Here is a 15,793-nt window from a genome sequence, read left to right as displayed (position 1 = left end):
GCCCGAACAGGTGTGAACCGGGCGACGGGGGAGACCCGGGCGCACATCGGCGAACCGTACGTGGTGCGCAATCCTCATGAGACCGTGACGTCTCGGACCGCCCGGTACCCCGGGCTGTCGTGGATACTGGCCGAAGGTTTAGGGTTCGGTCGCCCGCAGCTCAGCAACCCTCGAGCGGGCCCGGACCAGAAGCGACAGCGCGGTGTGCGGCAAGGCCGGGAGGGGCCGGCCGTGGTCGGCACACGACGCTTTTGGGGGGTTGGAACCTATGGACCCGAACACCCGGGAACCCGAGGACATGGGCCATGGCGGCGACGGCCACGTGCCGGGCCGGCGCCCGCCCAGGGATTCCCTCGCATCCGACTTCGTCCAGCACGCGCCCGCGCCGGCCCGCACGGCGCAGCTCGTCTCGGGCGACTTCCTGCTCACCGTCAACCCCGTGGACGGCAGCGAGATCGAGGTCTGCCCGCCCGGCGAGCACCCCGACCGGCCGCGCAAGTACACACCGGCCGAGCGGGCCGAGCACGACCGCGGGGCGGTACCGCCCGCCCTGCCCGGCCCCGCCCCGTCCGCACTGCCGCTCCTGGAGCGCCAGGACGAGCGCGAGCAACTGGTACGGCTGCTCGCCCGCGGCCGCTCCGTACGCCTGACCGGGCCGGGCGGCTCCGGCCGCACCAGCCTGCTCGACCTCGTCGCCGAGGACTGCGCGGACCTCGCCCCCGACGGCGTCGTCCGGCTCAGCGGCTACCGCCGCACCGCGGGCGACCTGCTGCACGACCTCTTCCACGCCGTGCACAGCGCCCCGCGCTACCGGCCGGACCCGGACGAACTGCTCGCGTACGTCGGTGAGATCGGCGCGGTCGTCATGGTGGACGACATCGAGCTCGGCGGCGGCGCGCTCGACGAACTGATCGACGCCACCCCCGAATGCGCCTTCCTGCTCTGCGCGACCCCGGACGTGCCGGCGCCGTCCGCGGAGTCGGAGATCGAGGAGGTCGCCCTCAGCAGCCTGGACCGGGCCGGCGGAGTCGAACTCATCGAGCGCGCCGTCGGCCGTGTGCTCACCGAGGAGGAGGCCAACTGGGCCGGGGACCTCTGGTTCGAGTCCGAGGGCCTGCCGCTGCGCTTCGTGCAGGCCGGTGCCCTGCTGAGCCAGCACGACCAGCTGCGGGCCGGTACCAGCGCCGTCGAGGAGTTCGGCGTCTTCGCGGACGCGCCGCCCGCGGACGCCGTCCTGGACGACGGCGACGGCGAGGAACTGCCCCTGCCCTCGCTCGGCGAGGCCGCCGCGCCCGCCCCGCTGCTCGCCTCCCGGCTGAGCGCCTCCGCGCGGGCCACGCTGCGGTTCGCCGTCGCGCTCGGCGGCGAGGTGCCCCACCAGTCGCACCTGCCCGCGCTGGTCGGCGACACCCACGCCGACGCCGCGCTCGGCGAGCTGGCGAGCTGCGGCCTGGTCACCCCGGCCGGCCCCCGCCACCGGCTCGCCGCCGGTGTGCTGACCCAGTTGGAGGCCGCCGGGTACGGCGAGGACGCCGAGGAGCAGGCCGTCACCGCGGCCCGCCACTACATCTGGTGGGCCGGCCATCCCTCGGTCGCGCCGGAGCGGGTGTGCGCCGAGGCGGACGCCCTGCTCGCCGCGCTGGCCGTCCTGGTGCCGGTCACCGCGCCGTCCGCCGGGGGCGGGGAGAGCACGGCCCTGCGTCTCGCCCGCGCCGCCGCCCCCGCGTTCGCGGCGGGCCTCGACTGGAACGCCTGGGCACGGGCGCTGCGTTACGGCACCGAGGCCTCCCGGCTCGCCGGAGAGGTCGCCGAACAGGCCTACTTCCACCACGAGCTGGGCATCATCGCGCTCTGCGGCGGTCAGCTCGACCGGGCGCGTGCCGAGCTGGAGGCCTCCATCGGGCTGCGTGGCGCGCTCGCCGACAAGCGCGGCACGGTCGCCGGGCGCCGCGCCCTCGCCCTGGTCGCCGACCGCTCCGGCACGGCGGTGGGCCTCGGCGCGACGGCGGGCGAGGAGGTGCCCGACGCCCGCACCGAGGAGTCGGCGTCCCCGGCGGGCGGGGTGCCCGCGCCCTTCCCGGCGCTCCAGCCGCCCGGCCCGGACACCTCCACGCTGGTCACCTACAAGGCGTCGGTCCCCGGTTCGCCGTCCGGCCCGTACGCCCCGGCCAAGCACCGCGTCGGCCTCAAGGGCCTGGCCCGGCGCAACCTCGTGGCCGCCGGCGCGGGCGCGCTGCTCGCGGCCGTCCTCGGCACCGTGGTGACGCTCGGCGCCACCTCACAGAACGGTCCCGACGCCCCCTCCGACAACGTCAATCCGTCCGCCGGCCAGGACCTGGACGACGGCAGCCTCGGCGCCGACACCCCGGAGCAGGACCGCAGCGGAGGAGACGACACCGGCACGGCGACCAGCCGGCCGACGGATCCGGGCCACGGCACCGCCTCCGGCACGTCCGAGGACCCGGCGCCGGGCGGCGCCGAGCCCTCGGAGAGCCTCGCGCCGTCCGGCGACGGCACCTCCTCGGGCTCCTCGTCCAAGACCCCCAAGCCGTCGGACTCCACCGGGTCCCCGGGCGGCGGCACCGGCGGGAAGACGGGTGGGTCGAACGGCGGGAAGACCGGGGGCACGGGCGGCGGCACGCCGGGCGGAAACAGCGGAGGCCCTTCCAGCGGCGGCGGAGGCGGCCCCACGAGTGGCGGCGGCTCCTCCGCCGGAGGAAGCGGCGATCCCACGGGCGGAAGCTCGGGAGAGCCCAGCGGCGACTCCTCGGGAGGGGCCACCACCAGCCCCCCCGAAGGCACGTCCGGAGAGCCGTCGGGCGGCACCTCGTCGCCGGCGTCCGGCCTCTCGGCCGCCCCGCCGGCCGACACCTCCGAGAGCGGCACGCCTCCGACGGCGTCCGGCACCGCGACGGTCGCCTGACGTACGCAGAACCGGGGGCCGGGTCCGTGTCATACGGACCCGGCCCCCGGTGTCGTACGAGAGCGCCGCGGCCGTCCTCGGACCGGCCGCGGCCGGTTGTCAGAACAGCCGCAGCTTGTCGTCCTCGATGCCGCGCAGGGCGTCGTAGTCCAGTACCTGGCAGCCGATGCCGCGGTCGGTGGCGAGGACGCGGGCCTGCGGCTTGATCTCCTGGGCCGCGAAGACGCCGCGAACCGGGGCCAGGTGGGGATCGCGGTTCAGCAGTTCGAGATAGCGGGTGAGCTGCTCCACGCCGTCGATCTCGCCGCGCCGCTTGATCTCGACCGCGACCGTCCGTCCCTCGGCGTCCCGGCACAGGATGTCGACCGGGCCGATGGCCGTCATGTATTCGCGGCGGATCAGCGTGTAGCCGTCGCCGAGCGTCTCGATGCGGTCGGCGAGCAGCTCCTGGAGGTGTGCTTCCACGCCGTCCTTGATCAGCCCCGGATCCACGCCGAGTTCGTGCGAGGAGTCGTGCAGGACCTCCTCCATCGTGATGATGAGCTTCTCGCCCGCCTTGTTGACGACGGTCCAGACGCCTTCCTCGTCACCGGTGCCCTCCTTGAGCGTGCAGGGCGGGGACATCCAGTTCAGGGGCTTGTAGGCGCGGTCGTCCGCGTGGATCGAGACGCTGCCGTCCGCCTTGACCAGGATCAGACGGGGCGCTGACGGCAGATGGGCGGTGAGCCGGCCGGCGTAGTCCACGGAGCACCGGGCAATGACGAGACGCATGGTCGGCAACGCTACTGGACGGACGGCCCTGCGCGCGATTCGCCCGGGGACCTCCAGCGGGGCGGGGATCGGGACTCCCTGTGGGTCGCCCCATTTTTCCCTGGATCACCCGTGTTCACTTGTGGCCGATTGTGTGCCCAACTAGCCCGGTCTGTATATGCATTCGCCTGGTGGGCGTCCGTTCTTGTGCCTACCGTAGTGAACGGGAGGTCGCGATCCGTGTACTCACCGTATTGGGAGTCGCGTGCCCCCTTATCTGTCCGGCAACCCCTGTTGTTCGGGGGTGCGAGAGGAGTACCCATGTCGCTCGACGTCTCACCGGCCCTACTCGAACAGGCCGAGCGAGGCGAGGTCGACGAAGCTGACTTCGTCGACTGCGTCCGGACCTCCCTGCCCTACGCGTGGGAGATGATCAGCTCCCTGGTGGCCCAGCTGAAGGTGGACGGCGGCCAGTTCGCCGACAACCAGACGCCCCCGCCGGACGAGTACGCACGCGGTCAACTGCTGCGTGTGCTGGCGAGTGACGCCATGCGCGGCGCGCTTCAGCGGCACTTCGGCGTGCGGCTCGCCTTCCAGAACTGCCACCGGGTGGCGGTGTTCCCGCTGGACGCCTCGGCCGACGAGACGCTGGCCCGTTTCACCTCGGTGCGCAGCCAGCTCCTCAACCAGTCCCCGGAGCTGCGGGACTGCTGATGCCGTGAGTCGATGCTTGCCGCTCCGTCCACGGGAGTGCTCGGACTTCAGGGGCGGCAAGCCTCCCACGTCGTGCCCCCGGTCACCGCAGCTCGGGCAGTACCTCGGCGCCGAGCCGTCGCAGGTTCTCCTCCGTCGCCGCCAGATCACCCGAGCCCTCGGTGAACAGGGCGAAGCGGGAGATGCCGGTCCGCTCGGTGGTGGCCGCGAGCCGGTCGGCGCACAGCCGCGGGGTGCCGACCGGGTGCAGCCCGCAGAGCAGTTCGGTGTACTCCAGCGGATCGCGCATCCCGCGGGCCCGTCCGTCCACGGTGACATGGGCGTCGAGACCCTGTTTCAGCCAGCCCGGCATCGCCTTCAGCAGGGTCTCCACCGCGTCCGTGCGCCGGTCCGCGATCTGACAGACGCCCGCCGATACATGGGCGGCGCCCCGGATCTCCTCGCCCGTCCGGCCGGCCGCCCGCGCGCACCGCTGCCAGTGGGCGACCATCTCGGCCTTCTCCTCGTCCCCGATGTGCATCCCCAGCAGCATCGGCAGCCCGCGCTCGGCGGCCAGCCGCACGCTCGCCGCGGAGGTGCAGGCGACGACGACCTCGGGACCCGGGACCTGGGTCAGCGCCTCCGACGGGCGCGGTACGACGGGGACCTCGCGGAAGGCGAACCGCTCGCCCGAGGCCGACACCGACGGCTCGCGCAGCCAGCGCGTCAGCAGGTCGAGCGACTCGGGGAACCCCTTCTCGTACGCCTCCAGTCCCATGCCGAACACTTCCAGGTCCACCCACGGGCCGCCGCGCCCGACGCCGAGCGAGAACCGCCCGCCGCTCGTCATGTGCAGCAGCGCCGCCTGCTCGCCGAGCGCCACCGGGTGGACCGTGGGCAGCACGCTGACCGCTGTACCCACCCGCAGCCGGCGGGTGCGGCCGAGCAGCAGCGCGGCCAGAGTGATCGCGGACGGGCACGTCCCGTACGGGACGAAGTGGTGCTCGCCCAGCCAGACCGCGTCGAGACCGGCCTCCTCGGCGACCTCCGCGGAGCGGACCGCCCGGTGCAGCGCCTCGCCTTGGCCCTGCCCGGGGAACTGGGCCGCCAGCACGAAACTTCCAACGCGCATTGCTCTTTCCTGCTTCCTCGGCTCCGACACGGAGCTCCCCCACCCGGCATAACCGGGGGACACGTGCCGAGGACACGGCCTGGCGAAGAGATTTGCGGATTGTCTGCGGAATGGGTCGTCCGGGAAGGGGACTTGTGGTGGTTGGTTCTCCCCACATGCCCGCGGTGGCGCCGCGTACGCTGGAGAAGGTCCCTGTCTTCCGCACAGTTTCGTGAGGTGTCCCGTGTCCCCCCGCCGCAACCGATCCAAGGGTGGAAGAGGCGCCGCCTCGTCCGGCCGGAGCGCCGAGGACGACGGCGGGGGCCGCTACGGCGGTTGGCAGTCCACCGAGAGCTGGCAGGGCGAGGACTTCAGCGTGCGCCATGTCGCGGGCTCCGCCGCCGAGGGCAAGACGTACCGCTGTCCCGGCTGCGACCAGCTGATCCCCTCCGGCGTCCCGCACGTGGTGGCCTGGCCCCAGCACGCGGGCGTGGACGACCGCCGGCACTGGCACAAGGCGTGCTGGAACGCCAAGGACCGCCGCACCACAAGGGTGCAGCGGTCCCGTAACGCGCCGCGGTTCTAGCCGCGGTTCCCGTCGCTCACACGTCCCGCGTGCGCAGCAGGGCCCAGGCGCCGGCGAACGCGACGGCCGTCGCGCCCAGCAGGATCCACAGCGGGTCCCATCCGGTCGGGCCGGAACTGGTGAGGGAGTTGGAGTAGAAGACGCTCAGCTGGTTCGGGATCGAGTACTCGAACAGGAACTCGCGCACCTTCTCCAGCGAGTGCGTGATCATGAACAGCGCGATCACCAGCGGGGCGAGCACGACACCGATCATGATCGTGATGGCGCCCGCCGAGTGCCGCAGCACCGAGCCGATGACGAGCGAGATCAGCCCGAGCAGGGCCATGAAGAGGCTGACGCCGACGGTGGCCTTGAACCACTCCGCACCGGTGGGCTGCCGGGCGCCGATGCCCTGCAGCAGGGCCGTCTGCGCGAGGCCGACCACGCCGGTGGAGACCAGCGTCACCGTGAACGCGACCAGGAAGAACACCACCGCCTTGGCCGTGAGCACCCGCCCACGGGTTGGGCACGCCGTCATCGTGGTCCGGATCATGCCGGTGCCGTACTCCGAGGCCGTGGTCAGCACGCCGAGCGTGATGATGCAGATGCTGCCGAGCAGCAGCCCGAAGAAGCCCATCGACAGCATGTTCTCGTCGCCGTTCAGCTCACCGGCCGCATTGGAGATGAACAGGCCGATCAGTAGTCCGATCCCGACCACCAGCAGGATGAACACCCCGAGCGTCCACATCGTGGAGCGCACCGACTTGATCTTCGTCCACTCCGAGGCGATGGCGTGCCCGAGGTGCGTGCGCACGACGGGTATCGGCGAGGTGTAGCCGGGGTGGGTGGAACCGGCCGCCGCCTCCCAGGCGGGCGGCGCGGCCTGCGGCACAGGAGTCTGCGGCGTGCTCATCGGTCGTCCTCGGGCTTGGCGGAGTCGTCGGCGGATGCGGGGGCCTGCGGCGCGGCGGCGGGCTGGGCGGGTACCTGCGGGGCCTGCGGGGCGCTCTGCGCGTACGGGTTCGCGGTGCCCGCGCCCGGGGCGCCGTAGGGGCCCGGGTGGCCCGAGCCCGGAGCCGCGTACGGGTTCGGCTGCGAGCCCGCGTACGGGTGTCCGCCCGGCTGGGGCGGTGGCGGCGCGTACCAGCCGGGCTGGCCCTGACCGGGCACCGGCATCGCCGGCTCGGCGCCGGGCGGCAGGGGCTGCATCAGTCCGGCCTTCTGGTCGATGGTGGAGCGGTAGTCGACGACCCCCTGGGTCATCCGCATGTACGCCTCCTCCAGCGAGGCCTGGTGCGGCGACAGCTCCCACAGGCGTACGTCCGCCCCGTGCGCGAGGTCGCTGATGCGCGCCAGCGGCAGCCCGGTCACGCGCAGCGCGCCGTCCTGCTCGGGCAGCACGTGCCCGCCCGCCTCGGTCAGCGCAGACGTCAGCTTCTCCCGCTGCTGCGGCTCGGTGTCGGGTGTGCGGACCCGCGCGAAGTCCGCGGAGTTCGCGGAGATGAAGTCCGTCACGCTCATGTCGGCGAGCAGCTGCCCGCGCCCGATGACGATGAGGTGGTCGGCGGTCAGCGCCATCTCGCTCATCAGGTGACTGGAGACGAACACAGTCCGTCCCTCCGCCGCCAGCGACTTCATCAGATTGCGCACCCAGAGGATGCCCTCGGGGTCGAGACCGTTCACCGGCTCGTCGAACAGCAGCACCTGCGGGTCGCCGAGCAGCGCGGCGGCGATGCCAAGCCGCTGGCCCATACCGAGGGAGAAGCCCTTGGAGCGTCTCCTCGCCACGTCCTGGAGGCCGACGACCCCGAGCACCTCGTCGACACGGCGGGCCGGGATGCCGGAAAGCTGCGCCAGGGACAGCAGGTGGTTGCGCGCGGACCGGCCGCCGTGCACCGCCTTCGCGTCCAGCAGGGCGCCGACCTGGCGGGGCGCGTTCGGCAGCGTGCGGTACGGATGGCCGCCGATCGTCACCATTCCCGAGGTGGGGTTGTCCAGCCCCAGGATCATCCGCATCGTCGTCGACTTGCCCGAGCCGTTCGGACCGAGGAAGCCGGTGACGGCACCCGGCCGCACATGGAAGGAGAGATTGTCCACGGCGGTCTTGTCGCCATAGCGCTTGGTCAGGCCGACTGCCTCGATCATGCTCCGCACCCATCGAACGGTTCAGCTCAGCGGGGCACATGCCCCCCGTAAGGGTTAGGAGGATATCCGGGCGCTGACGGTTCCGCCCAAAGGGAAGTAAAAAACCTGCGTGCTCAGGCGTCCCGCTTCCGCAGTAGTGCGTACCCTCCCGCGAGCGCCGCGATCACCCACAGCAGCATGATCCCGAGGCCGCCCCAGGGACCGTAGGGGGTGTCGTCGCCGACCCGGGGGACCACCTGCATGATGCGACTGCCGGCCTGGTCGGGCAGGAACCGGCCGACCTTCTTCGTCGCCGAGACATTGCCCAGGATGTTCGAGATCAGGAAGAAGAACGGCATCAGGATGCCCAGCGACAGCATCGGCGAGCGCAGCATCACGGTGACGCCCATGGAGAACAGCGCGATGAGCGTCATGTAGAGGCCGCCGCCGACGACCGCGCGCAGCACACCCGGCTCGCCGAGGGAGGTGCCGATCGAGCCGAGCATCGCCTGTCCGAGGAAGAACGAGGCGAAGCTGGTGACCATGCCGACCACGAGGGCCAGCCCGGCGGCCACCGCCACCTTGCTCGCCAGGAAGGCCCCGCGCTGCGGGACGGCGGCCAGCGACGTGCGGATCATGCCGGTGCTGTACTCGTTGGACACCACCAGTACCGCGAACACGATCATCGCGAGCTGGCCGAGGCCCATGCCTGCGAAGCTGACGTACGTCGGGTCGAAGGAGACCCGGTCCCGCGCGTCCATGTTGCCGAACTCGTGCTTCGACAGGGCCGAGAGCAGCATGCCGAGGGCGATCGTGACGACCGCCGTCAGGGACAGCGTCCACACCGTGGACGCCACCGACCGGATCTTGGTCCACTCGGACCTGATGACCTGAGTCGCCGCCATCGCTCAGCCCTCCTTCTCACTGTCGGCGCCCGACGGCTGGGCGGGCGCCCCTTCCGGCGCGGCCTCTGAGGTGTGCGCGTGGTACTCCACCGCACCGGCCGTCAGCCGCATGAACGCCTCCTCGAGCGACGACTGCTGACTGCTCAGCTCGTGCAGCACGACCTGGTGCTGTGCGGCCAGCTCCCCGATGCGCTCCGCCTTGCCGCCCTCGACCTGGAGCAGCCCGGCCTCGCCCGGCACGGCGGTGATCCCGGCCTCGTGCAGCACGTCGAGCAGACGCTCGGGCTGCGGGCTGCGGACCCGCACGTGGGAACGGGAGTTGCGCTCGATGAAGTCGGCCATGGTGGTGTCGGCGAGCAGTCGGCCCTGTCCGATGACGACGAGGTGGTCCGCGGTCAGCGCCATCTCGCTCATCAGGTGCGAGGAGACGAACACCGTACGGCCCTGGGCGGCGAGGGACTTCATCAGACCGCGGATCCAGTGGATGCCCTCGGGGTCGAGGCCGTTGACCGGCTCGTCGAACATCAGGATCCGCGGGTCGCCGAGCAGCGCGCCGGCGATGCCGAGCCGCTGGCTCATGCCGAGCGAGAAGCCCTTCGCCTTCTTCCGCGCCACCGGGGTCAGTCCGACGGTGTCCAGGACCTCGTTCACCCGGTGGGTGGGGATGCCGTTGCTCTGGGCGAGGCACAGCAGGTGGTTGTAGGCGCTGCGCCCGCCGTGCATGGCCTTGGCGTCCAGCAGGGCGCCGATGTACGTCAGCGGATCCTTGAGCTCCTGGTAGTGCCTGCCGTCGATGCGGACGTACCCGGCGGTGGGCCGGTCGAGGCCGAGGATCATCCTCATCGTCGTGGACTTCCCGGCGCCGTTGGGCCCGAGGAACCCGGTGACGGTACCCGGCCGGACGGTGAAGGTGAGGCCGTCGACTGCCAGCTTGTCCCCGTACCGCTTGCTCAACCCCTCCAGTTCGATCATGGCAGACACGCTAGAACGCCGCGAAGCTCTCCGCCACCCCTGGGGCAGAGAGCTTCGCGTTCAGCGGCGGATGTCAGCCGCGGTCGGGCCCGGCGAACGCCGTTCAGCGGGACTGCTGGGCCGGAACGCCGCGGGAGATCGGCTCGTCCTCGGTCGGCGCGGCCGCGGCGGCCACCGCGGCACCGGTGAGGGTCGCCAGCATCTCGCGCACGTTCGTCAGCTGCGCGTTGATGGAGTCGCGGCGGTTGGTGAGCGCCGCGAGCTCGCGCTCGGATTCCGAACGGATGCGGTCGGCCTTGGCGTTGGCGTCGGCCACGATGTCCTCGGCCTGGCGCTGGGCCGTCTCCACCGTCTGGCGGGCGCGGCGCTCGGCGTCGGTGCGCAGCTTCTCCGCCTCCAGGCGGAGCTGCTCGGCACGGTGCTCGATCTCCGCCAGCCGCTTCTCGGCCTTGGCCTGACGGGAGGCCAGGTCCCGCTCGGACTGCTCGCGCCGCTTGGCGAGGTTCGTCTCGAAGTCGGCGGCGGCCTGTGCGGCCTTGGCGCGGGTCTCCTCGAAGAGGGCGTCCGCCTCCTCACGCTTGGACTGCGCGTCCTTCTGCGCGTCGGAGCGCAGCTGGGAGGCCTCGCCCTTGGCCTTCTCGACGATCCGGACGCCCTCGTCCTCGGCCTTGGACTTGCGGTCCGCGGCGAAGGACTCGGCGTCGTTGCGAACCTGCTGGGCCGCCGACTCGGCGAGTTCGCGGTGCTGTTCGGACGCGCGCCGGGCCTCCTCACGCAGATCCTTGGCCTCCTCCTCGGCGAGGCGGAGGATCTTCTCGACCCGCGCGCCGAGGCCCGCGTACGACGGTTCGGCGTCGCCGACTTGGGCCTGGGCGTTCTGCGTCTCGAGGTGGAGCTCCTCGATGCGCTTCTCCAGGGCGGTGATGCGGGCGAGAGCACTGTCACGGTCGGAGACGAGCTTGGAGATTCGTTCGTCCACCTGAGCGCGGTCGTACCCACGCCGCACAAGCTCGAAGCCGTAGGGGGAAGTGTCGCTCATGGGGTTCCTGTCCGAATGAGACCGGTGAGGTGATAGGTGGAATCCTAGGGGCCGAAGCGGTGTGTCATCGAGCGGATACGTGTTTGATCTGGAGAATGACACCTCTTTTGGGTGGCTGACCGTCCCAAGGCTTGCCAAGAGAACGGGTCAAACCACCCAGAAGGCCGGAATCCCCCTCCAGGCTATCCGTCTGACGATTTGCCACCCGACCGGGGTGCCCCCACCGTCGCTCCAGCCTTCACCGCACCGTCCTTCCCGGACGGCGCCTCGAACGACTCCAGTGCCTCCAGCACGTCCTGCACCCGGGAGATCTCGGTGTTGATGTCCTCGCGCCGGCGCACCAGGATCTCCAGCTCCCGCTTGCCCTCCTCGACCGTGCGCCGGGCCTCGTGGACCGCCTCGGCCTTGAGTTCCTCGGCCTCCTTCACGAGCGTGGCCTTCTTCTGCTCGGCCTCCTTCAGCAGCCCCTCGGCCTTCTTCACCGCGGCGATCCGCACCTTGCCCGCCTCGGAGTTGGCCTCCGAGACGATCTCCTTCGCCTTGGACTGCGCCCTGGCGAGCTGCTCCTCGGCCGCCTTGACGAGCGCGTCGCAGCGGTCGCCCGCCGACTTCATCGTCTCGGCCGCCTCGCGGCGGGCCCGCTCGTGCAGCTCCTCGATCTCGGTCGTCAGGCGCTCGCGCAGCTCCTCCGCGCGCTCGCGGATCTGCGTGGCGTCCCGGCGGGCGCCGACGAGCAGTCCGTCCGCGTCCGTACGGGCCTTCTCCACCGTGGAGTTGCCCTCGACCCTCGCCCCGGACAGGATCCGGTCGGCCTCATTGCGGGCCGCGCCCACCATCGTGTCGGCCTGGGACTCGGCGTCCGCCTTCGTCTTGACCGCGCTCGCCTGCGCCTCGGTGAGCAGCTTGTCGGCCTCGGCGGCCGTCTCGTTGATGAGGGTGTCGACCTGCTCGGCGGCCTCCGAGCGCCGCTTGTTGGCGTCCCGGCGGGCGTCGTCCAGGGTCCGCTCGGCCTCCGCCCGCGCGTCCGACCTGACCCGCTCGGCCTCCGTGCGGACCCGCTCGGCGTGCGCCTGCGCGGCGCCGACCGTCTCGGCGGCGCCGGCGCGCAGCCGCTCCGCGTCCCCGGTGGCGTCCGAGATCAGCTTCTCCGCCTTGGCGACGGACTCGGCACGGACCTGGTCCGCCTCCGCGATCGTCTCCGTCTGGAGCCGCTCCGCCTCCGAGCGTGCCTCGGAGATGAGGGTGTCCGCCTGGGTGGCCGCATCCGTCCGGATGCGGTTGGCGTCCTCACGGGCCTCCGCGCGGGTGCGCGAGGCGTCCTGCTCGGCCTGCGCGATGGTGTCGGAGGCCTCGGTGCGCACCCGCTGGGCGTGCTCGGAGACGTCCGTGCGGATCCGCTCCGCCTCCGTGATCGCCTCGGACACGGTCCGCTCGGCGAGCACCTTGGCGGCCTCGGTCTCCTCCCGCGCCTCGCTGCGCAGCCGGCCCGCGTCCTCGCTCGCCCGCTCCCGCTCGGCGTAGGCGTCGGTGCGGACCCGGTCCGCCTCCTCCTCGGCCTCCCTGCGGGTGCGCTCCGCCGCGTGCTCGGCGGCCGAACGCAGCCCGGCGATCTCCTCCTGAGCCTGGTCGTGCAGCCCGGCGACGGAGTCCCGCACCTGCTGCGCGTGCTGCTCGGCGGCCGACACCATCTCGGTGGCGCGCCGGTCGGCCTCCTCCACCAGACGGGTGGCCTCGGCCTGCGCCTCCTCCACCCGCTTGCGCGCCGAGGCCAGCAGCTCCTCGCTCTGCTCGCGGGCCCGCTCCCGCTCCTGGTCGGCCTCGGCGCGCGCGGCACCGAGCAGCTCCTCGGCCTCGCGGCGGCGCCGGGCGGCCTCCTCCTGGGCGGCGGCCAGCGTCTCGGACGCCTCCGCGCCGAGCCGTTCCGCGGCGGCCTGCGCCTCCGTGCGCACCCGGTCCGCGGTGTCCTGCGCCTCCGCCTTGAGCCGCTCGGCCTCCGCGGCGGCCTCCGAGCGCAGCCGTACGGCGACGGCCTCTCCCTCGGCGCGGGAGGCGGCCGCGTCGGCGGCGGCCGCGTCGCGCAGCCGCTCGGCCTCCGTCTCCGCCTGCTGTTGCAGCGTCCGGATGCGCTCGGCGGCCTCGGTGCGCAGCCGCTCGGCCTCCTCCGCCGCCTCACGGCGGATGCGGGAGGCCTCCTCGCGGGCCTCGCCGAGCGCCTTCTCGGCCTTCGCGAGCCGCTCCTCGGCCTCGGTGTGCAGCCGGGTGAGCTCCTCGGCGGCCTCCGCCTTCCGGGCGGCGACCGCTTCCTCGGTCTCCTCGCGCAGCTCGAGCGCGGCCCGCTCGGCGTCCGCCTTGAGCGACTCGGCCTGCTCCTCGGCCTCGGCGCGGTGCCGCTCGGCCTCCTTGCGGGTGCGCTCCAGGGTCTCCTCGGCCTGCCGGCGCAGGGTGGTGGCCCGCTCGATGGCCTCGGTGCGGACCTTCTCGCTGTCGCTCTGCGCGGTGCCGCGCAGCTCGTCGGCGTCGGCCTTCGCCTTGGCCAGCAGCTCCTCGGCGGACTTGGCCGCCTCCTCGATCTGCGCCACGGCCTCGCGGCGGGCCTCGGCGCGGATCCTCTCGCCCTCGGCGACCGCGTCGGCCCGCAGCTGCTCGGCCTCGCCGCGCAGCCGGCGGGCCTCCTCCTGGAGTTCGACCGTCTTGGCGCGGTACTCCTTGGTGTCGTCCTTGGCGGCGCCCTTGAGCTGCTCGGCGAGGTCGTGCGCCTCGGCGCGCAGCCGGTCCGCCTCGGCCTCGGCCTCCTTGCGGACCCGCTCGGCCTCCTCGGACGCCGCCTTGGTGGTCCTCCTGGCGTCCTCCGCCGCCTTGTTCAGCACGTCCTCGGCGGTCTTGGCCGCCTTGGACAGCTGGGTGGCGCTCTCCTCGGCGGTGATCGTGCGGGCCTTCTCGGAGGCCTCCGCGACGACCTTCTCCGCCTCGGCGCGGGCGTCCGCGACCAGCTGCTCGGCCTCGGACTTGGTGGCCTCGGCCTCCTTGGTGGCCTCCTGCACCAGCCGGGCGACCTGCTCCTTGGCGGTGCGCGTGCGCTGCTCCTTGGCCGCCTCGGCACCGGCGAGCGTCTTGGCCGCGGCGTCCTCGGCCTCGGTGACCAGCTTGCCGGCCTCGGTCTGCGCCTTGCGCAACGCCTCCTCGGCGTCGGCCATGCGCTGCTCGGCGGACCGGCTCAGCTCGGCGGCCTGCCGGCGGGCGGCGTCCGACTCGCTGGCGGTGGCCGAGCGGAGCTGCTCGGCGTGGTCGGTGGCCTCCTGGGCCTGGCTGGAGGCGGCGTTCAGCAGCCGCTCGGCGTCGGTGCGGGCGCGGCGCAGGAGCTGTTCGGCCTCCGCACGGGCCGCCTCGGCCTCGCCCTGCAGCCGCTGCCGGGCCTCGGCGGCCACCCGTTCGGCCTCCGCGCGGGCCGCGGCCATGGCCTGCTCGGCCTCGGCGCGGGACTCGTCCAGCAGACGCCTGGCCTGCTGCTCGGTACGGGCGCGCAGTTGCTCCGCCCACGCCACGTTCTCGTTGACGTGCGACTCGACGGTCTGCCGGCGCTCGGCGAGCTCCTGGTCGAGCTGCTGGCGCCGGTTGACCGCCTCGGTGTGCAGCTCGGCCTGAAGACGCGCGGCCTGCTCCGCGTGCTCCTGGAGGATGCGCTGCGTCTGCGTTCTGGCCTGGCTCAACTCGCGCTCGGCGTCGGCGCGGATCTGGTCGGCCTGCATCTGAGCGTTGCGCAGCAACTGCTCGGCCTGGTAGCCGAGGTCGGCGCCGTCGTAGGCGGGCCGGGTCATGATGGTGCGGCGCGCCTCGTGAAGCTTGGCGCGCAGCACCTCGACCTGGTAGCCGAGGTCCTCGGCGTGCTGGATCGCCTTTTCCCGCTCGGTCTTCAGCCGATCCATCTCGGCCTCGAACCGAGAGAGGTGGTCGACGTCAGCCGCCGGCTCTCGCTCCTGGCGTTCGTAGCCCCGCACTGCGCGGTCCCATCCGTCCCCTGGTCGCAACCCTGTCCAAACGAGCTCCGTCCATCCGCCGAACGGGGCCCCCGGGAAATGGTGTCAGATCAACAGCGGAGCACGGGCTGGTGCCCCGCCGCTCGTCCCCCGAAACACGGACCCCGGCGGTCCTGTCATTCCTGACGGCAGGACCGGGTCGTCCCCGCTGGGAGGACGACCGCCCCCAACCCTACCGGCCCTTATGTACGGGAGTCAGTGCTCAACCGACTCAACGGCCGCCGAAGTGACCAGTTCTGTCAGGACTCCGTGGCAATCCTTCGGGTGCAGGAAAGTGATCCTCGACCCCATCGAACCGCGTCGCGGCTCGTCGTACAGAACGCGTACGCCCTTGTCGCGCACGGCGGCCGCGTCCGCGTCGACGTCCGCCGTGCCGAAGGCGATGTGATGAACGCCCTCGCCGTTCTTCGCGAGCCACTTCGCGACGGTGGAGTCCTCGCGGATCGGTTCGAGGAGTTGCAGGTAGGAGGCCCCGCCGTCGGAGGTCTCGTTGATCTTGAGCATGGCCTCGCGCACGCCCTGTTCCTCGTTGACCTCGGTGTGGAACACCTCGAAGCCGTACGTGGAGCGGTAGAACTCGACTGTGGCGTCGAGGTCGTGGCAGGCGATTCCGATGTGGTCGATTCGCGTCAGCATGGAATCAGTGCAGCGCCACCGGGATGGTTACGCAACGTGCG

General features: G+C 72.3%; 12 protein-coding genes. 3 read left to right on the top strand and 9 right to left on the bottom strand.

Annotated features, from left to right (window positions below; genetic code table 11):
• Positions 1-268: 268 nt before the first annotated feature.
• On the top strand, positions 269-2,923 hold the full coding sequence (locus tag CG719_RS09120; RefSeq protein WP_100568029.1) for an ATP-binding protein: 2,655 nt from the start codon (positions 269-271) through the stop codon (positions 2,921-2,923).
• A gap of 99 nt (positions 2,924-3,022) precedes the next feature.
• On the opposite strand, the gene nucS is transcribed toward CG719_RS09120, so the two are convergent.
• Positions 3,023-3,694 carry an endonuclease NucS gene (gene nucS, locus CG719_RS09115; RefSeq protein WP_100568266.1) on the bottom strand — a complete coding sequence of 224 codons (672 nt, stop codon included), beginning with the start codon at positions 3,692-3,694 and terminating at the stop codon, positions 3,023-3,025.
• Positions 3,695-3,994: 300 nt separating this feature from the next.
• Here nucS and CG719_RS09110 point away from each other — a divergent pair, with 300 nt between their 5' ends.
• Positions 3,995-4,387, top strand: a complete 393-nt coding sequence (locus CG719_RS09110) for an SCO5389 family protein (RefSeq protein ID WP_100568028.1) — start codon at positions 3,995-3,997, stop codon at positions 4,385-4,387.
• 82 nt (positions 4,388-4,469) lie between these two features.
• Here CG719_RS09110 and CG719_RS09105 read toward each other — a convergent pair whose 3' ends face one another.
• Positions 4,470-5,498: an LLM class flavin-dependent oxidoreductase gene (locus tag CG719_RS09105; protein WP_100568027.1), complete on the bottom strand. Its 1,029-nt coding sequence runs from the start codon at positions 5,496-5,498 to the stop codon at positions 4,470-4,472.
• A 223-nt stretch (positions 5,499-5,721) separates the two neighbouring features.
• On the opposite strand from CG719_RS09105, the gene CG719_RS09100 reads away from it, so the two are divergent.
• Positions 5,722-6,063: an ATP/GTP-binding protein gene (locus tag CG719_RS09100; RefSeq protein ID WP_100568026.1), complete on the top strand. Its 342-nt coding sequence runs from the start codon at positions 5,722-5,724 to the stop codon at positions 6,061-6,063.
• Positions 6,064-6,079: 16 nt separating this feature from the next.
• Here CG719_RS09100 and CG719_RS09095 read toward each other — a convergent pair whose 3' ends face one another.
• The 7 genes from CG719_RS09095 to mce form a co-directional block, all read right to left on the bottom strand.
• A complete protein-coding gene (locus tag CG719_RS09095) occupies positions 6,080-6,955 on the bottom strand; it encodes an ABC transporter permease subunit (protein ID WP_100568025.1) in 876 nt (291 codons plus the stop codon).
• Positions 6,952-8,187, bottom strand: coding sequence for an ABC transporter ATP-binding protein (locus CG719_RS09090; protein ID WP_100568024.1), 1,236 nt, complete (start codon positions 8,185-8,187; stop codon positions 6,952-6,954). The genes CG719_RS09095 and CG719_RS09090 overlap by 4 nt, the downstream gene beginning before the upstream one ends.
• A 113-nt stretch (positions 8,188-8,300) precedes the next feature.
• On the bottom strand, positions 8,301-9,071 hold the full coding sequence (locus CG719_RS09085; RefSeq protein ID WP_100568023.1) for an ABC transporter permease: 771 nt from the start codon (positions 9,069-9,071) through the stop codon (positions 8,301-8,303).
• A gap of 3 nt (positions 9,072-9,074) precedes the next feature.
• Positions 9,075-10,043, bottom strand: a complete 969-nt coding sequence (locus CG719_RS09080; protein WP_199836569.1) for an ABC transporter ATP-binding protein — start codon at positions 10,041-10,043, stop codon at positions 9,075-9,077.
• A gap of 103 nt (positions 10,044-10,146) precedes the next feature.
• A complete protein-coding gene (locus tag CG719_RS09075) occupies positions 10,147-11,082 on the bottom strand; it encodes a cellulose-binding protein (protein ID WP_100568021.1) in 936 nt (311 codons plus the stop codon).
• A gap of 182 nt (positions 11,083-11,264) precedes the next feature.
• Complete coding sequence (gene scy / locus CG719_RS09070) at positions 11,265-15,077, bottom strand: polarized growth protein Scy (protein WP_100568020.1); 3,813 nt, start codon at positions 15,075-15,077, stop codon at positions 11,265-11,267.
• Positions 15,078-15,311: 234 nt separating this feature from the next.
• Complete coding sequence (mce, locus tag CG719_RS09065) at positions 15,312-15,752, bottom strand: methylmalonyl-CoA epimerase (RefSeq protein WP_100568019.1); 441 nt, start codon at positions 15,750-15,752, stop codon at positions 15,312-15,314.
• Positions 15,753-15,793 lie beyond the last annotated feature (41 nt).

This window comes from Streptomyces sp. CB01373 (assembly GCF_002803075.1).
Lineage (GTDB): Bacteria > Actinomycetota > Actinomycetes > Streptomycetales > Streptomycetaceae > Streptomyces.
The sequence above is the reverse complement of the archived record's forward strand: the minus strand, read 5'-3'. Positions and strand labels throughout refer to the sequence as shown.